The sequence below is a fragment of the Kosakonia sp. N21 genome (genome assembly GCF_050587465.1).
Taxonomy (GTDB): domain Bacteria; phylum Pseudomonadota; class Gammaproteobacteria; order Enterobacterales; family Enterobacteriaceae.
The window spans coordinates 1-18,083 of the sequence record NZ_JBOBHR010000008.1 but is presented as its reverse complement, the minus strand read 5'-3'; the positions used below and the strand labels follow the sequence as shown (position 1 = coordinate 18,083).

The window sequence follows — 18,083 nt, the reverse complement described above, 5'->3', positions numbered from 1 at the left end:
GGGAATTATGCGCAGAAGCCCGCAGTCCGACAAGGGACTGCGGTCATAAGCCATGAAATTATGAGGAAATTTCGCGAGTTTTTCCGCTTTCAGCTCGATTATTGAGCGTGTCGGACAACTGTTTCTGATCCAGTTCCTTAACCCACTTCGCCACCACAATGGTCGCCACGCCGTTACCCACGAGGTTGGTTAACGCACGGGCTTCCGACATAAAGCGGTCAATCCCCAGAATCAGCGCCAGGCCCGCCACCGGCAGATGGCCCACCGCAGAGAGCGTCGCGGCCAGCACAATAAAGCCACTCCCGGTCACCCCGGCAGCACCTTTCGAGGAGAGCAGCAACACCACCAGCAGCGTAATTTGATGGAAGATATCCATATGGCTATTGGTGGCCTGGGCGATAAACACCGCCGCCATCGTCAGGTAGATTGAGGTACCGTCGAGGTTAAAGGAGTACCCCGTCGGAATAACCAGCCCGACCACCGATTTGCGGCAGCCCAGCCGTTCCATCTTCTCCAGCATACGCGGCAGCGCCGACTCCGACGACGATGTCCCCAGCACGATCAGCAGCTCTTCACGGATATAGCGAATAAACTTGAAGATGCTGAACCCGGTCGCCCGGGCAATCGCGCCGAGTACCACCACCACAAACAGAATACAGGTCACATAGAAGCAGATAATCAACTGGCCGAGCTGCACCAGCGTGCCGACGCCGTATTTGCCAATGGTGAACGCCATTGCGCCGAATGCGCCAATCGGCGCAAGACGCATAATGAAGTTGATGATGCCGAAAATCACCTGCGAGAAGCTTTCGATAACGTTGAAAATCAGCTGGCCTTTATGACCGAGACGATGCAACGCAAAGCCAAACAGCACGGCGAACAACAGCACCTGAAGGATATTGCCGCTGGCGAACGCGCCAATGACGCTGGCGGGTATCACATCCAGCAGGAAGGCGATAATCCCCTGTTGTTGCGCCTGTTCGGCATAAACCGCCACCGCTTTCGCGTCCAGCGTCGCGGGGTCGACATTCATTCCCGCACCGGGTTGCACCACGTTAACAATGACCAGGCCGATAATCAGCGCCAGGGTACTGACGACCTCAAAATAGAGCAGTGCAACCGCACCGGTGCGACCGACCGCCTTCATGCTTTCCATACCAGCGATACCGGTGACAACCGTACAGAAAATGACGGGCGCGATGATCATCTTGATAAGCTTAACGAAGCCATCACCAAGCGGCTTCATCTGCGCACCTAATTCAGGGTAGTAATGGCCAAGCAGAATACCGATGGCTATCGCTGTCAGAACCTGAAAGTAGAGACTTTTAAACAGAGAGGTTTTCATAAGGTGTCCTTGGATTAAACCTCAGGCTTTGTGGGGTTTTCAATTAGCCTGCGGTTTAAAAATAACACCCGTCAAACACGACAGAAATAAACTTACATCAAATCTGAAACAACAATGTTAAAAAGTTTGAACTGACTCGCACAACCTCGTAACAATTTACCGATTTTCAGCCCTGTCCGAAGCGGCAAACCAGCGCTGTTCAAACGCCTCTGGTGACGAAGCGTGGGCAAAAAGGAAGCCTTGCGCCACATTTACGCCTGCTTGCGCCAGCCAGGTGCGCTGGTTTTCCCGCTCCACCCCTTCAGCAATAATGTCCAGCTCAAGGCTGCGCGCCATCTGAATAATGGCCGAAACCATGCTGTTGTCATCCGGTAACCCGTCAACAAAGGTCTTGTCGATTTTCAGCACATCCACAGGCAGCGACTTCATATGTTGTAACTGACGTAACCCGGCGTAGCCCATACCGAAGTCATCCAGCGCAATGCGAACCCCGGCCTCGCGCAGCGGGCGCAGAATAGCCACCGCCGCTTGCGGGTCATCAATACGACGGCTTTCCGTGATTTCCAGAATCAGCGTAGCTGGCGCAATACGGTAGCGATGCAGCAGTTCAAGCATATCGGGCACCATATTGTGATGGAGAAGCTGCAAGGCAGAGAGGTTGACCGACAGCGGCAACATAATCCCCCGCGATTGCCATGCCGCCAGTAAGCGACAGGACTCTTCAAGCACCCAGTAACCGACGTTGATCATCAACCCGCTGGATTCAATACGTTCGATCAATCCTTCAGGTAAATCCCAGCGCTCATCCTGCTGTTGCATACGCAACAGCACTTCCGCGCTCTTGAGTTCGCCGCTGGCGAGATCCACCTGCGGTTGCAGCCAAATCGCAAATTTATCCTGCTCGAGCGCGGTGAGAATATCGCTTTCAAGCGCCAGACGCTGCTGCGCCAGCGCCATGTGTTGCGGGTCGAAGAACTGGATCTGATTTTTCCCTTTGTGCCGCGCACTGCTGGCGGCGGATACCGCGCGGCGGTAAAGCTGCTCAGCGGAAAGGTCGCCATAAAACATCGCCACGCCGATGCTGGCAGTCGGGCGTAGCTGGATCCCCTGAAGCGGGATCCGCTCGTTAATCGCAGTGAGCACTTGCTGACCTAAAGTCATGGCCTGCCACGGCGCCTTTACGCCGTGAGCAATAATCGCGAAGTCATTACCGCTGACCTGTGCAAGCGTCATGCGCGGTGACAGCACCGACTTCAGCTTCTCTACCAGCGTCAGCAGCAGCATTTCTCGCTGATTTTCCTGCAACACACCCGCGGTATCACGCAGCGTGTCGCAGGCAATCACCATCAGCGCCGTGGTCTTTTTCCGCGCAACCGTCTGCTCCAGCAACGCCATCAGAAAAGCTTTGTTCGGCAGTTCAGATACCGGGAACTGCGTCGATTGCAGGTTTAACGCATCATATTCGCGCAGCAATTGCTGCTGGTGTCGGTTGTAGCTGCGCACCAGCATGCCTATTTCATCGTCATGGTGATGGGAAGGCAAAACCAACTGGTGCCCAAGGCGATCCTCTGCCGGGAGGTCATTCAACTCGCGGGCGATTTTCCGCAGCGGGTGCACCAGTAACCGGTTCATGCACCAGGAGATCGCCACGGTCAGCATCAGCCAAAGAAGCAAGTAAGCAGTCACTAACGTAGAGAGCGTGCTGATGACGAATTTATAGACGCGGTACGAATCGGCCTGCAATACCAGATACGCCAATGGTTGAGGGTTGGCCGGGCGCTCCAGCGAATAAATCGGCAGCGAGATCTGGATCGGTAATTCAAATATCCGGGTGATCATCACCGGCACCGGGCGCTCCGGAATAAAGCGCATGCGCAGTGCCTGAAATTGATTAGGCAGCACGACATCCGCCCGGCTCACCACCCCGGCAGGTTTAATTTGCTTCAGGATAGATTCCGCTTCCGGAATATCGGCTTTCAGAATCGCCGCCGAGAGCGGTTCACGAACGGAGCGGGCAATGCTTTCCAGTTGCGTAGCCGTGTTATAGCGATTCTGCTGTAAGAAATGAAACAGCAGAATGACGCAAAAAATGAAAATAAACACCATGGACACGGCAGACACCATGGCCATCTGTTTAATGGTTAAAGAACGGCTAACACGCAAAATCACTCTCCAGAGGTACGATAAGCGCAGAGGAAATCAACAGCGACTCTGCCGCCAGATTATACTCGATCGTGACGCTCTTGAGACAAACGACCAGCCAGATTGCAACGCGAAAGAGGATAGCGGCAATCATCATGGGTAACAGATTGAATCACTGGCGTTTAATCACTATACGCCCGCCATGGCGCACAGCGATTCACCGCCAGGAATTGTCCTTTTTTTACCAGTCAGCGTAAGGCGTGAGCGTTTGCGGCGGCATATCCATATCGCCCTGCCACCCGGCGCCGGAATAACGCACATAAATCAACGCATGGCTTGGGGTGTAATCCTTCGCTTGCTGAATATCGACACCCGCGCCAATAAACCAGTGGGACGTCACCCGGCGTTCCACCAGCGCACGTGCGGTATAACCAAAACCGTTCGAACTGCTGCTCGCACTGCCATTGTCCTTATCCGAGTACATCGGGTCGCCATTGGCAAAGAACTGGTTATCCGGGATCAGGTTCTGCAACGGATAGCGTTTGATGCCGTCGGTTTTTGAGTGCGACCACGAGCCAGACGCGCCCAGCTCCCACGACCAGTTTGCCGTGCGTTTCCGCCAGACAACCGGCACCGCGAACGAGATATACTGCTGCGGACTGTAATAGCCGCCCTGTCCCAGCGTGTACTCGCTCAGATCCTTGTCGTAATGCCACAACATATTGTTGAGGCCAACGGTCAGACGCTCATTATCTTTGTTGATCAGCTTGTAGTAATAGCCGGTCATCCAGCGGACACGCCAGTTATCCGCCACGTTCTTACCGGTGATGGAATCCGCATTCAAACTCGACCAGACGCCATTTGCTTCCCCTTTGTCGTAACTCAGGCTAACGCCGCCACCGGTGGCGCGGACGCCGCCCCATGTCACGCCGGTATTCGGATCTTTTTGCCCGCCGAACGCCAGTAATGAGCTGGAAATCGGCCGACGATGGACGTTAACGGTGTACCCCAGCGGCCCCAAATCGCTGCTGTAGCTTAGGCCACCCACCACGTCCACCACATCAAACCCCATCGGCGTGGTGCCGATGTCCCCCGACCAGGTGCCATTTTGCCAGCCGACCGCGAGACTTGCGCCGTTGGCTTTCTGGCTGGTGTTGCCGCTACATGGCGTTGCGGAACAGGTACCCCAATTGGGGTCGTAAACACCATTTGTGGTGGCGAAACTGCCCACATTCATATTCACCACATCGGTGCGGAAGAACATCCGTCCGTCCGCCAGCGGCGCATCTGCCTGCAACATGGTGGTATGGGCTTTCAGATCGGAATAACCGCCGGTACCGCTGGAACCCCAATAATCATGCTGCAGCGTGACATTGATATCCTGCTGCCGGTAGAGATCGGCCGCATCGCTGCGGATGCCGCGCTTCAGCCAGTCATCTTTCGCGTTATTGCGCGTTAAACGCGTAAAGGTGTCGTTATCCGCAGGCGGTGTGGTGGTCACGCCGGACGCCACCATGGCATCTTTCCAGGTTTCCAGTGCCTGCTGCGGCTCGCCCTGCTGCGCCTGAAAACGGGCAGCATCGCGCAACACCAACGCGCTCTCCATCGACGGCGGCTGCGCTTTGGCCTGCGGCGTAATGCGGCTAAAGGTTTGCCGGGCACTGTCGGTATCGCCAAGCGCGGCCTGCACCAGCGCCAGACGCCGCTGGGTATTGATGGATTGCGGCTGCGCCGCCGTCGGAGCGGGCAACTTCGCCAGTTGCGCGCGTGCTGCCATTTTATTGCCATCGGCAGCGTACAACTCCGCCAGACCAAGCCGCGCGTCCTGGTTATTTGTATCCCGCTCCAGCACCCGGTTGAAATAGTGCTGCGCAGACGCGCTATCGCCACCCTGCTGCGCCCAGTCGGCCAGCGTCAAATCAATACGCGTCGACGCAGGCTGCTGCGCCAGTAGCGCCCGCGCCTGCTCTTCATGGCCGCTGTCGCGCAGCCGGTTGGCGTTTTCCAGCAGGCGATTGGTTTGCAGCCGCTCCGCCAGTTCCTGGATATTGCTGTTCCACTGCGCTTTCGGCAGCCCATTAAGATGGTTCAGCGCCGCCATTTCCTGATTATTGCCGGAGAGATACAGGCCATAGGCGTACACCTGCTCCGGATCGCCAGCTTTGAGTGCGGCGAGACGCTGCATTTGTGCATCGGCTTCGTGCTGCTGTCCGGCCTGGCGCAGGTCGCTCGCCAGACGGTAAGTCACCCACACGCTACCAGGATCGAGCGCCAGCCGCTGGCGTTGCAACTCCGCTGCCTGTGCCCACTGACCGCTGTTTTCCAGCGCTTCCGCCTGCTGCGCCAGCCGATCGTTTTTCAACCCGCGCTCAATGTCATCAATGCTGCGACGCTGGCTGGCGGAAAGCGACTGAATAAACGTGTCGGCTTCTTGCGGCGAGCGTGCGCGATAAATATTCGCCAGACCGCGCACCGCATTGCTGTTGCCTCTGTCCATACGCAGCGCCTGACGGTAAAACCCTTCCGCTGCGTTGCTGTCCTTGCGGGCCATCGCCGCATCGCCAAGGCCAAGCACCGCATAGCTGTCGGTGTTATCAATACGCCGCGCCTGCGAATAGAGACGCTCCGCCTCAGCAGGGTTGTTTGCTTTTAACGCCGCATCACCTTGTTGGATCAGCAGCCAGTAGCGGTTGGTTTTTAACAAACTGTCCCACTTACTGCGGTTACCACTGGTGGGATCCATGGCGATGGCTTTTTCGAATTGCGCCACCGCACGGACGCGATCGCCGCTTTGCGAATAGGCTTGCCCGAGCGCGCCAACGGCTTCACTGTCCGTTCGGTTAGCAGTGACGGCCTGGCGCAACTCACCCACCGCTTTTGCCCCCTGTCCGGCATCCACCGCCGCCAGGCCGGTGGCCCGGGCGCGAAACGCAGGATCGGCAAGCTGTTTTTGCTGCGTGGCGAGCTGCGTACGGGCGCTGTCCACGGTATCGCCCGAGCTGAATACGGTCAGGAAACGTTGTAGCGCTTTCACACTGGCGTCACTCACCGGCATGCGTTGGATCTGCTGATACCAGAGCCCTGCCGCCGCGTCACGACCCGCGCTGGATTTCGCCATCTGCTCCAGCACCGCATACCCTTCGGCATCGCGACCGTCGCCAAACAGCAATTGCGCCAGCGAATTTTGCAGCGCCTCGTTACCCGGATTGCGCGCGTTCAGTGCTTTCAGTTGCGTGATTGCCTCACTGCGACGCGCCGGAACTTTCGCGACCAACGCCCAGTACTCCACCGCCAGATCGCCCTCCGGTGGATTGCCTTTAAACAACGCGTCATAGGCAGCAAGCGCTTCCGGAACATGCCCTGTCGTGGCCTGTAAGCGTGCCTGTTGCAATGCCTGGCGTCCCTCTGCGCCAGAGAGCGTCATCGTCGTCACGGAGGATTTATACGCTGAGGAATCCGGCGCCAGTTGCTTCATGCGATCGAGCTGCTTTTGCGCCCCGGCGTTATCGCCCTGACGCAGTAAATAGCGAAAACGTGCGGCAATCACTTCCGGGTTGTCCGGATCGATAAGTTCGAGACGGTACAACGACTGACGCACCAGGTCCTCTCGTTTGGTGGCTTCACCCAGCCGCACCTGCGACAGCAACTGCTGCTGAGCGGTAGGCTCATCCGCCTGCGTGGCTGGCGTCAGCGCAAGCGCGAGTGAGAGACAAAGTAAGCTTACTGTGAACTTGCGCATGCCTGGCCCCAGTCAGGTTGTAACTCACCGCGAGAGGTGAAACGAAAACGGTGCTCATCCCAGCCTTGACCGAACAGGGTAAGAACATAACTGTAATAAGCATCATCGCCCGGGAAATGGTCGGCGACGTTTTGCCGTTGCACGGCCTGCGCATCACGATCCTGTAAGAAGGGCAACAGCGCAGCGGCAAAGCCAACCGGGCCATTACCGCGCGGCTGCGCAGTGGCGACATCCACTTTTTCCGGCACCACGCCATTTTTCGCCGTCACCGCTGCCATCGGTTTTAACCGTTCGAGCAGAGGCGCTTTTTGCGCATCACGGTCGTTCATCATTCCCACCCACAGATAGACGCGGATGGCATCGTAGCCGCTAATCAACGTCTTATCGGGGGCCAGTTGCCAGCCTTTACTTTTTTCATAACGCACCCAGTCCGGCGAAAATCCCTTCGGCGCCGTCTCCAGCAACAACCGGTGATGGGTCTCCTGCAGTGCCGTCCAGGGCTCGCCAAAACGGGTCAAATAACGGGCAAGCTGCGGCGGCAGGTAGCTGGGGTTAAACCGCCAGACCGTCTCCTCGGCAAAGCCGACTTTTCCCGGTAGCAGCATTGGCCCCAGTCCTGGTACGGTCACCACTTCCTCTTTGGCGATGTGGTTTAACAACGCTTTGCCCAGGGTGGTATAGCGCTCTTCTTTCCATAAGCGTCCGGCTTCCAGCAGCGACCAGGCTATCCAGATATCCGCATCCGACGCGGAGTTACTATCCAGCACGGTCCAGTTGCTTTCGTCCTTTTTCCCCCACAACCAGGCCGGAAGGTGTTCGCCGGGATCCCCCTGCGCCAGATTGTCTTTCGTCCATTCCAGCACGTTATCGAACATCGGGCGGTCATTCGCCGCCAGCGCGAAGAACAAGGCATAGCTTTGCCCTTCCGAGGTGGTTATCTTGCGCGCATCGCTGGGGTCAATCACCCGACCGCCATCGCTGATATACGCCTGTTTGAAGTGCTCCCAGGCGGGCCATGTGCAGGCGGCGCGCACATTCACCGCCGCCATCATCAGCGCCATTACAACCCAACGTAACGCCTTCATCGCCGTTACTCGTGATCCGGGTCAAGACGACGGCGGCTGATGATCCGCAACAGACGCCACAGCACCCACGCCAGCAGCACAATACTCACCGCCGCCAGCACCGCCAGCAGCACAGGATGGTTCGCCAGCGCATACCAGACACGCTCAAACCACGGCAAGTGGCCCACATAATAGATGTCGCCAACGCGTAAACCGTTCACCCCGGACTCGCGGATCACCGATACCGAACCGAAAATCGTTGCGCGTTTACCGCTGTCATTGATTGCCTGATTGAGCAAGGTGTAACCGCGCGGGCTATCCGCCAGCAGTGCGACCACGCTACGTTGATCGTTAAACGGTGACTGGAAGCCGACAATGGCTGCCATCGGGCCGTCTGAGGTGATGGCGGTCTGCGTCTCCGCCTGGCGATCGGCTTCATCCGGCAGGTTCGACGCGAACGGGGTCTGGCGCTGCGGTGTTTTCACCCAGCTTTGCGCCGCCTCCACCAGCAGGTCGATTTTCTTATCATCTTTGAGCGCGGGCGGAATCGCGCCGACGATCATGATATCCGCATCTTTGTCCTGGATTTTGCTGGCATCGTCGGTCAACTGCACGTTGATAGCCGGGAAGCCCGTCTGCGCGCCAACGGTGCCCAACGCATCGAGCAGCGTAGTCAGTTGCGCAGGCGCGGGTTTAGGCGGCATCACCACCAGCGTTTGCGACAAATCCGCCATCCGGCTGAACGGGAAGCCCGCATTGGCGAAAGCACGCAGATCCGGCATGGCGATAAAGTGGTAATACTTCGAGAAATCGATGGTGGAATCGTCGCCAATCACCACGCGGTTATCCACCTGCTGGAAGGTCACGCAGTTATCAATGGTGCCGCCCGGCATCGGGTTCATGTACTGGAAATCAAAGCGCAACTGGTTGACCGCACCCAGTTTCAGCGCCGGAATGGAGACATCCGTTTTACCGTCCAGCAACCCCTGAAGCACCGGCAGACGCAGCAGCAACTTATTGCTGTCCTGGTTACTCAACAGGCTGAAATATTGCAGGAACTGGTTGTTCAGGCTGATATCCATGCGCGAATTATCTTTCGTCGGCGGCGCGGTATAACGGTAATTGAGGTTCATATCAATGCCGTTACTGCGCAGCAGATAGAGATCCGGCGGCAGGTTCAGCGCCACGTTGATCGACGCAGGTTGCAACCCGGTTGATTGCAGCTGCTCTTCATAGGTTTTCAGTTCGCCAAAACTGACCGGACGATCGGTACGGATCCAGTTCGGCGCATCGTAGGGCTGACGCGCCAGCAACGGTTTCACGTCATTAACGGTGACGCTATCGCCACGGAACAGCACATTGCCCTGCGCAATCCCTTTCGCCGCCTGCAACAGATCGTTATCGTCACGGCCCATCACCACCAGCAACTTCACATACGGATTATCCGGATGCGCAATCATGCTGATGGTCGGCCCTTTCACCGCCGGGGCATCACGCAGGAAATCCGGGCGCTTACCATTGGTGGCGAACACAATGGCGTTACTGTCCGGCAGGGTGTTGTAACTGACCGGGAATGTCTGCCCGCGCCAGCCGGAGCGGGAACCAAACCAGGACGCGATAACGGCCGCCGCCTGCTGTTGCCCCAGGCCCGGCGCATCGGCAAAGACCATCGGCAGCGTTAAGGCACGGTTATCACGCGCGTCAAAGAACGGAACAGGGAAGTGAGACAGATCGTTTTGCAGCGCCAGCTTCTGGTAGGTCAGATCCAGCGAACTGCTGCGCCCGATATCCAGCCACAGCGTGTTACTGGCCGGGTTTTCGCAGACATCACGGTAGTGCCCGACAAACTCCAGACGCACACGGTTAAAATCGGCGATAAAAAGCGGGTTAATCGGCACCTGAGCCAGCGTTTTTTTGCCCAGTTGCTCTTTGGTGACCGGCAGCACGCCCATCAATTCATCGTTCAGGTAAACCTTCAACTGCGATTGCACGGGCAGCAGCGACGGTGACGGCGTGTACTCAAGGTTCAGCACCGCTTTTGACACCAGCTCATCGCTACGCATGCCAAACTCGACACCGCCATTCGGATTGACGCCGCGCAGCACCATACTGCCCGGCGGCGGCGCAATCTGAGCAAACGTCAGCTTTACATCGCGGGACGGGGCGTTTTCCGCCACCACCGGCGCATTCGCGCCCTGTACACCAGGCATAACCTGACCCACCACCTCCGCACCATTGGCGGCAGGCAGCATCTGCCCGGTGGCCAGCGCAGCGGGGTTCGCAGGCGCCGCAAGGGTCGTCATCGGGGGCAGCGCGCTCATCCCCACTGCCACTGCACAAATCCAGGAGAATTTTCTTTTCATCGCGTTTTCATCATTGTTGAGCCATAACCGGATTCGGTTGCTGTGCCGTCAGGTTCCGTGCTGGCCTGCGAGGGATGAACGACACCCCCCATGAGACCAGGCCGGTGAGCACACGGAAAATCACCTTCACTGACGACGGAGCGAATTCCGCGAGATGGCGATAGCCGCGGAAACCCAATTTCAAAATATCGAACAGGCTTTCCAGTGGTTTATCTTCCGGAAAACTGTCCTGCCACAACGCCCATGTGTCGGCACGGGCAAACGTACACTGCACAAAATCGATATGCTGTTTGGTGGTCAGCGGCATCAGTTGCAGACCGACCTCATTGCCGGAGACGCGCGCCACGGTCGTGGGAAAGACGTACTCTTGCCGACCGCGCTTCAGCAACAGGTTCACGCGTTGCCCTTCAAGCACCTGCGCCTGGCCGTTGATCTTGATGCCCAGACCGCCGTCAGAGAAGTCATGCACGGTACAGGAGAAAAGATGGCCATCTTCGCGGGCAATTGCCGCGGGCATGGACATTTCCACCCTGTGCGCCCGGCGAACCTGCTTGCTCTCCACCGATACCGCCACCGCGCCGCCGAGAATAACCATGTTGTAGAACACCCACGCCATACTGACGAAGACCGTCAGGATTTCGTTTTCCGGCCCGTAGAAGTAGCGCCATACGCCAACCGCCAGACCGAGCACGTTAATCAGCACCAGGTAGATATAGGGACGGGAAATCACCCAATCCACATACTCTTCTTCCACCAGGCCGCCTTTCGCCGTGACGTTAAACTTGCCTTTATGCGGGTTAAAGAGCGCCACCATCGTTGGCGGTGCGATATACCAGGCCAGCACCGTTTCATAAATCTCGCTCCAGAAGGAGTGACGGTATTTGCCCTGAATTTTCGAGTTGGTCAGGCTGGCGTGGATCATATGCGGCAGAACGAACAGCGCGATCATCAGCGCCGGGGCATAAATGATGTAGGCATGCAGCAGCAAAAACGCCAGCGGCGCGGTCAGGAAGATCAGTCGAGGAATGCCGGACAAGAAGTGAAACATAGCATTGACATAGCACAGTCTCTGCCCGAGCTTTAGCCCTTTGCCGAACAGCGGGTTATCGAGGCGGAAGATCTGCACCATGCCGCGCGCCCAGCGAATACGCTGACCAATATGCGCAGACAAACTCTCCGTCGCCAGCCCTGCCGCCTGCGGAATTCGCATATACGCGGAGGTGTAGCCCAGGCGGTGTAAACGCAGGGAGGTGTGCGCATCTTCGGTGACGGTTTCTACCGCAATACCGCCGATTTGATCCAACGCTTCACGACGGATCACCGCACAAGAACCGCAGAAGAAGGTGGCGTCCCACATGTCGTTGCCGTCCTGCACCAGGCCATAGAACAGCGTGCCTTCGTTCGGCGTTTTACGAAAACGCCCAAGGTTACGTTCAAACGGATCCGGCGAGAAAAAATGGTGCGGCGTCTGCATCATCGCCAGTTTTTTCTCTTTCAGGAACCAGCCCATGGTCATTTGCAGAAACGAGCGCGTGGGCACATGGTCGCAGTCGAAAATCGACACAAACTCGCCCTTCGCATACTTCAGGGCATTGTTGATATTCCCGGCTTTGGCGTGTTCGTGAGTGGTGCGCGCGATGTACTCCACCCCAACGGTGTTGGCGAAGACGCGAAACTCGTCGCGGCCGCCATCGTCGAGGATCCAGATTTTGAGTTTATCTTTCGGCCAGTCAATGCCCAATGACGCGTAAATGGTGTTTTTCACCACGCTTAAATCTTCGTTATAGGTGGGCACGAAGATATCCACCGAGGGCCACAGCGCCATCTCTTTCGGCAGCGGCACCGGCTGGCGATTGAGCGGCCACACCACCTGGAAATAACCGAGGATCAGCACAATCCAGGCGTAGGTTTCCGCAAACAGCAGTATCAGACCGCATACCAGACTGACCGGATCGTTCCAGTTCAGCGTCGAGGTATAACGCCACCAGATATAACGACAGGAAACGGTGAGCGACAGAACAATCAACATTAACGCCGAGAAGCGCCCCGGAATGCGCCGCACCAGCAAGGCCACACCCCATAGCAGCATCAGGAACACAAACTGCGAAAGCGGGTTAAAGGGCTGTGTAATACACAAAATTGCCAAAACCAGCGAGAAGACAACCACCACGCCAAGAATGAAACGCCGGACGCGCGGATGAATATGCGCCAGCTCTTTTTTGTGGTCGAGGTGACCGGTACGTTGCGTTACCCGTGCCGGCAGACTATCCAGCCAGTGATACCAGCGCCCACGCAACGCGCGAGCCCGGGCAAAACGCTGACGACGCGCGGATTTCGGCGGTCCCCAGGGCAAGGTGACTAACAGCCAAAGGGTTTGCACCAGATAGCGCGCCGGGTCGAGAGGGCGGGGTTTGTCAGGATCGATATGCGGAAATAACTGATGTTGCTGCGCACGCAACAGCTGCCAGCGCGGATGCTCCAGCGGAATAAACATCCATGCGAGTATCGCCCAGAAGCAGCCGGAGGCCGCGCTGAACCCGGAGGCGCCATGACGGCGATAGTGCTGATAGCGCTCGCTTAAACGCGCGCTAACCGGTGGGATCAGCAACCAGGCGGACAGACGACTCATTGCGGGCTCCTTGCGGGCTCCCCGCTGTCCGCACGCGTTTGCGCACAATGCAGCAGGCACCAGTTCGCCAGCGTTAACACCTCTTCCGCCGCCAGCGCATCGGCACGGTATTCGCCCAGCGGCTGTTTTGACGCCATGCATTCCGCCATCGCTTCATCGCGATGAATATAGATTGGCAGCATTCGTCGCTGGCTTTGTAACCACACCTGCCAGAGGTCATCCTGTAGCTGACTGCCGACGCGCAGATCGTTTATCAGAATATGCGTGCCCACCGGTAAAACCTGCTGGTGCAGACGCACGTGGCAGTTCGTGTCCGGCTTGATAATGGTCAGCGTATGATCGCACTGCTCAATAAACTGGCGAGCCAGTGGCGAATAGCCATGCGGCAGGTCGATTAATACCCACTGATACTGCTGCTGCGTTTGCAGCGCCTGCAGAATAGAGGTGAGCGCGTTAAGCACGTCGGGCAGTCGCTGGCTATTTTCCCATTCGCTTGTCGTAAGGCGGCCAAAAGGCAAGACATCAAGTTGAGAGGTGTAACGCAGCCCCGCATCACGCCAGTCCTGACCATCCAGTAAAGCACGCGCCCAACCGCCGTTATGATCGAAATCGACATTAAATGACAGGCGCAGAAGATTATCGGGGCACGCGTCAATAACGAGCACCGACTCGCCTAATAATTGCAATGACCAGGCCAGAGCCGCAGTGATTGATGTTGTACCCACGCCACCGCGTATCCCCTGTAATCCCAAGATGGCCATTCATGGCTCCCTTATTGTTGACGGGCGAATTCAGCAAGCAGTGGCCAACGCTTAATAGCTGCCGCCAACTGTTCTCGTTGGGAAATATCGGCATAATCTATTTCAGGCAATGAAAATGCTTTGCTCAGCGCCAGAAAATCATTTTGAAATGTGTAGCCCAGCGTGGGATCTGTCTGAGTTTTGAATTCATCGCTATGCATGTTTAACCGATCCCTATGAATAAAAAGCACTTGAGCAAATGAGGCAAGACAATCGCGCCTGAGAAAATTCGTTTACATGCTAAATCTGATGTTCTTTAATTTCAATGTTAGGTTTATTTCTTCGCTTACGCTAGTAAACTGAGATACAGTTAAATTCTCTGTAAGAGGGACATCGTGGACCCCGTATTTTCTATTGGAATCCAGTCGTTATGGGATGAATTACGTCATATGCCCGCAGGCGGCGTCTGGTGGTTAAATGCCGATCGCGAACAGGATGCGATTAATCTTATAAATCAGACCATTGCGACACAAGATAAAGAAGCAAAAGTCGCAATAATTGGCATGGGCCACGATCTGCATAAAATCATCCATCTGGATAACGATCACGGACCAGAAAAAGTCCAGCTATTTTCCATGCCAAATCGGGAAAATGGTCTATACTTTTTCACCCGCGATTTACTGTGTTCAGTGGAGCCTGAAAATTATTTACTGATCCTGCTCTGCGCCAACAATGCCTTTCAGAATATTCCCGTGGCTAATTTGCAAAGATGGCTGGAAAAAACTCACGCATGGGCGAAATACCATAAATGCGCACTGCTGATAATTAACCCCAGCGGCAACAGCGATAAACAGACGTCGATTCTGATGAGCGAATATCGCACATTATTTGGCCTGGCCAGTTTACGCTATCAGAATGATTTACATGTTTATGACGTTGCCTGGTGGTGTAATGAAAAAGGGGTTAGCGCCCGGCAACAGCTTCAGATCCTTAATGTTAAAGGACGCTGGCAATTAGCGGAACGGGAAGAAACATCCGTCCAACCGCGCAGCGATGAAAAGCGAATCTTAAGTAATATTACTGTATTGGAAGGCGCGCCGCCGCTTTCTGAATACTGGTCATTATTTGAAACTAACGAAGCGTTATTTGAAGAAGCCCGTGCCAGCCAGGCGGCAACATTGATATTTGCGCTCACGCAAAATAATCAAATAGACAGCATTGCGCGGCAAATCCACACGCTGCGTCGCCAACGCGGTAGCGGCCTGAAAATCATTGTCCGTGAAAGCCACGCCAGCCTGCGCGCCACGGATGAGCGACTGTTGCTGGGCTGCGGAGCCAATATGGTTATCCCGTGGAATGCCCCGTTGTCGCGCTGTTTAACGTTAATTGAAAGCGTTCAGGGTCAGCTGTTCAACCGTCTCGTGCCGGAAGATATCACCACGCTGCTGTCGATGACCCAACCGCTGAAACTGCGCGGTTTCCAGCCGTGGGGTACGTTCTGCGATGCCGTCAGCAATATGGTCAATAACCCGCTTTTACCCGCAGATGGCAAAGGGGTGATGGTCGCCCTGCGACCGGTGCCGGGAATTCGCGTTGAGCAAGCGCTCACCCTGTGCCGAACAAACCGCACCGGGGATATCGTGAGCATTGGCGATAACCGGCTGGTGCTGTTTTTATCATTCTGCCGGGTCAACGATCTCGATACCGCGCTGAACCATATTTTTCCGCTGCCAACGGCGGACATCTTCTCCAACCGTATGGTGTGGTTCGAAGATAACCAGATTGCCGCCGAGCTGGTGCAAATGCGCACGCTGACGCCGGATCAGTGGGCAAAACCGTTAATCGTCACGAGTGAAACGAAGAAAGTGATCAATGCAGAACACGATGGCACCGCCTGGCGCCGCATCCCGGAACATTACCGGTTACTCAGCGAAAACACGGAGCGTACATCATGATGTCGATTGGCGATATCGTTCAGCTCATTGTGTTGTGCGCGTTGATCTTCTTCCCGTTGGGGTATCTTGCCCGACACTGGTCGCGCCCGATCCGCACCGCGCTTCGTTTAACTTTCTCCAAACCCCGCTATGTGAAACCAATCGGTACTTTGCGCCGGGAATCGCTCGTCAAGGCAGACCGTAAACATGACTAATCATACAACGACCTCTCCAGCGCCTTCGCCGCTGTGGCAATACTGGCGCGGCCTTTCCGGTTGGAACTTCTATTTTCTGGTGAAGTTCGGTCTGCTGTGGGCGGGATACCTTAATTTTCATCCCCTGCTGAACCTGGTGTTTATGGCATTCCTGCTGATGCCGCTGCCCAACCTGCGTCTGCACCGCCTGCGCCACTGGGTTGCCCTTCCTGTCGGCTTCGGGCTGTTCTGGCACGATACCTGGCTGCCGGGGCTGGAAAGCATTATGAGTCAGGGTTCGCAGGTTGCCGGATTCAGCGCCAGTTACCTGGCTGACCTGGCGCTGCGTTTTATTAACTGGCAAATGGTCGGTGCGTTGTTTGTTCTGCTGATTGCCTGGCTCTTTTTGTCGCAGTGGATCCGCGTGACGGTGTTTGTCGTTGCGTTGATGATCTGGCTGAACGTGCTGACCCTCACCGGCCCGGCCTTCTCGTTATGGCCCGGAGGCCAGCCGACCACCACGGTGACTACCACTGGCGGCGCGGCGGCGGCAACCGTCGCAACGGCGGGGGATACACCAGTGGTTGGCGATATTCCGGCGCAAACAGCTCCGCCAACGTCTGAAAATCTCAACGCCTGGCTGGCCAGTTTCTACGCATCGGAAGAGAAACGTCATAGCACCTTCCCGACCGAGCTGGCAGCAGACTCACAGCCTTTCGACCTGCTGATCATCAACATCTGCTCGCTCTCCTGGGCAGATATCGAAGCTGCCGGGCTGATGTCGCATCCGCTGTGGTCACACTTCGATATGGTGTTTAAGCACTTTAACTCCGCCACCGCCTATAGCGGCCCGGCGGCCATTCGCCTGTTACGTGCAAGCTGCGGTCAGTCGTCGCATAAAAACCTCTATCAGCAGGCAGGCGCACAATGCTATCTGTTTGATAATCTGGCGAAACTGGGTTTTACCCAGCAGTTGATGATGGATCACAACGGCGAATTCGGCGGCTTCCTGAAAGAGATCCGCGACAACGGCGGTGTACAAGTGCCGCTGATGAACCAGGCGGGTCTGCCACCAGTCCTGCTCTCCTTTGACGGCTCGCCAGTCTTTGACGATACCGCCGTGCTGAATCGCTGGATGGAGTCAGAGGCCACTAACCAGGGTAAACGCACCGCGACCTTCTACAACCTGCTGCCGCTGCACGATGGCAACCACTATCCGGGCGATCGCAAAAGCGCGGATTACAAGTTGCGGGCGCAGAAGCTGTTCGATGAGCTGGATGCTTTCTTCACTCAACTGGAAAAATCCGGGCACAAAGTGATGGTGGTACTGGTGCCGGAACATGGCGCGGCGTTGCAGGGCGATAAGATGCAGGTTTCCGGCTTGCGCGATATCCCCAGCCCGTCAATCACCAACGTGCCAGCCGCGATTAAGTTCTTTGGCATGAAAGCGCCGCATCAGGGCGCGCCGCTGGAAATTGACCAGCCGAGCAGTTTCCTTGCGATTTCGGAAATTGTCACGCGCGTGCTGGACGGGAAGATCTTCACCCAGGATAGCGTGAACTGGCAGCAGTTGATCGGCAATCTGCCGCAGACCGCACCGGTATCGGAGAATGCGAACGCGGTGGTTATTCAGTATCAGGATAAGCCTTATGTACGTCTGAACGGCGGTGACTGGGTGCCGTATCCGCAATAACGCCCTTTTCCCCTCACCCTAACCCTCTCCCCAAAGGGGAGAGGGAACAGATCGCTGCGGATTTCCCCTCACAGGTCCTTCAATAACAGGGCGAGTGTACAGAATGGCGCGGGTTTTCCCCTCGCAGGTCCTTCGATAACAGGGCAGGTGTACCGAATGGCGCGGATTTCCCCTCACGGGTCCTTCAATAACAGGGCGAGTGTACAGAATGGTGCGGGTTTTCTCCCTCTCCCTTTCAGG

At 56.4% G+C, this 18,083-nt stretch carries 11 protein-coding genes; 3 read left to right on the top strand and 8 right to left on the bottom strand.

Translation table 11 applies throughout. The annotated features are described in order from the left end of the window. Positions 1 to 58 precede the first annotated feature (58 nt). The 8 genes from ACQ3G7_RS18425 to bcsR all read right to left on the bottom strand — a co-directional run bounded on the left by ACQ3G7_RS18425 (position 59) and on the right by bcsR (position 14,243). Positions 59 to 1,345 (bottom strand): dicarboxylate/amino acid:cation symporter, encoded by a 1,287-nt coding sequence (locus tag ACQ3G7_RS18425; RefSeq protein WP_430891044.1) that lies wholly within the window; start codon positions 1,343 to 1,345, stop codon positions 59 to 61. Positions 1,346 to 1,501: 156 nt separating this feature from the next. Then, positions 1,502 to 3,508, bottom strand: coding sequence for a biofilm formation regulator HmsP (gene hmsP, locus ACQ3G7_RS18420; RefSeq protein ID WP_430891042.1), 2,007 nt, complete (start codon positions 3,506 to 3,508; stop codon positions 1,502 to 1,504). A gap of 220 nt (positions 3,509 to 3,728) precedes the next feature. After that, positions 3,729 to 7,226: a cellulose synthase complex outer membrane protein BcsC gene (gene bcsC, locus ACQ3G7_RS18415; RefSeq protein ID WP_430891040.1), complete on the bottom strand. Its 3,498-nt coding sequence runs from the start codon at positions 7,224 to 7,226 to the stop codon at positions 3,729 to 3,731. After that, positions 7,208 to 8,311, bottom strand: a complete 1,104-nt coding sequence (gene bcsZ, locus ACQ3G7_RS18410) for a cellulose synthase complex periplasmic endoglucanase BcsZ (protein WP_430891038.1) — start codon at positions 8,309 to 8,311, stop codon at positions 7,208 to 7,210. The genes bcsC and bcsZ overlap by 19 nt, the downstream gene beginning before the upstream one ends. A gap of 5 nt (positions 8,312 to 8,316) precedes the next feature. Continuing rightward, on the bottom strand, positions 8,317 to 10,653 hold the full coding sequence (bcsB, locus tag ACQ3G7_RS18405; RefSeq protein ID WP_430891036.1) for a cellulose biosynthesis cyclic di-GMP-binding regulatory protein BcsB: 2,337 nt from the start codon (positions 10,651 to 10,653) through the stop codon (positions 8,317 to 8,319). 10 nt (positions 10,654 to 10,663) lie between these two features. Next, on the bottom strand, positions 10,664 to 13,282 hold the full coding sequence (gene bcsA / locus ACQ3G7_RS18400; protein WP_430891034.1) for a UDP-forming cellulose synthase catalytic subunit: 2,619 nt from the start codon (positions 13,280 to 13,282) through the stop codon (positions 10,664 to 10,666). Beyond that, entirely contained in the window at positions 13,279 to 14,043 is a 765-nt protein-coding gene (gene bcsQ, locus ACQ3G7_RS18395; RefSeq protein ID WP_430891032.1) for a cellulose biosynthesis protein BcsQ, read from the bottom strand. The genes bcsA and bcsQ overlap by 4 nt, the downstream gene beginning before the upstream one ends. Before the next feature lie 11 nt (positions 14,044 to 14,054). Further along, complete coding sequence (gene bcsR, locus ACQ3G7_RS18390) at positions 14,055 to 14,243, bottom strand: cellulose biosynthesis protein BcsR (protein ID WP_430891030.1); 189 nt, start codon at positions 14,241 to 14,243, stop codon at positions 14,055 to 14,057. A gap of 174 nt (positions 14,244 to 14,417) precedes the next feature. Here bcsR and bcsE point away from each other — a divergent pair, with 174 nt between their 5' ends. Genes bcsE through bcsG form a run of 3 tightly spaced genes read left to right on the top strand, consistent with a single transcriptional unit; the run spans position 14,418 to position 17,843 of the window. After that, positions 14,418 to 15,977, top strand: coding sequence for a cellulose biosynthesis c-di-GMP-binding protein BcsE (gene bcsE, locus ACQ3G7_RS18385; protein ID WP_430891028.1), 1,560 nt, complete (start codon positions 14,418 to 14,420; stop codon positions 15,975 to 15,977). Further along, the gene (bcsF, locus tag ACQ3G7_RS18380) at positions 15,974 to 16,171 is read left to right on the top strand and encodes a cellulose biosynthesis protein BcsF (protein WP_263098870.1); all 198 of its coding nucleotides are present in this window, start codon (positions 15,974 to 15,976) and stop codon (positions 16,169 to 16,171) included. Before bcsE ends, bcsF begins: the two co-directional genes overlap by 4 nt. Then, positions 16,164 to 17,843 carry a cellulose biosynthesis protein BcsG gene (gene bcsG, locus ACQ3G7_RS18375; protein ID WP_430891025.1) on the top strand — a complete coding sequence of 560 codons (1,680 nt, stop codon included), beginning with the start codon at positions 16,164 to 16,166 and terminating at the stop codon, positions 17,841 to 17,843. Before bcsF ends, bcsG begins: the two co-directional genes overlap by 8 nt. Positions 17,844 to 18,083 lie beyond the last annotated feature (240 nt).

What these genes read in the sequence shown, in the direction of transcription:
- ACQ3G7_RS18425 (WP_430891044.1), bottom strand. Translation starts at nt 1,345, where the DNA reads ATGAAAACCTCTCTGTTTAAAAGTCTCTACTTTCAGGTTCTGACAGCG.
- bcsR (WP_430891030.1), bottom strand. Translation starts at nt 14,243, where the DNA reads ATGCATAGCGATGAATTCAAAACTCAGACAGATCCCACGCTGGGCTAC.
- bcsA (WP_430891034.1), bottom strand. Translation starts at nt 13,282, where the DNA reads ATGAGTCGTCTGTCCGCCTGGTTGCTGATCCCACCGGTTAGCGCGCGT.
- bcsF (WP_263098870.1), top strand. Translation starts at nt 15,974, where the DNA reads ATGATGTCGATTGGCGATATCGTTCAGCTCATTGTGTTGTGCGCGTTG.
- bcsZ (WP_430891038.1), bottom strand. Translation starts at nt 8,311, where the DNA reads ATGAAGGCGTTACGTTGGGTTGTAATGGCGCTGATGATGGCGGCGGTG.
- bcsQ (WP_430891032.1), bottom strand. Translation starts at nt 14,043, where the DNA reads ATGGCCATCTTGGGATTACAGGGGATACGCGGTGGCGTGGGTACAACA.
- bcsB (WP_430891036.1), bottom strand. Translation starts at nt 10,653, where the DNA reads ATGAAAAGAAAATTCTCCTGGATTTGTGCAGTGGCAGTGGGGATGAGC.
- bcsG (WP_430891025.1), top strand. Translation starts at nt 16,164, where the DNA reads ATGACTAATCATACAACGACCTCTCCAGCGCCTTCGCCGCTGTGGCAA.
- bcsC (WP_430891040.1), bottom strand. Translation starts at nt 7,226, where the DNA reads ATGCGCAAGTTCACAGTAAGCTTACTTTGTCTCTCACTCGCGCTTGCG.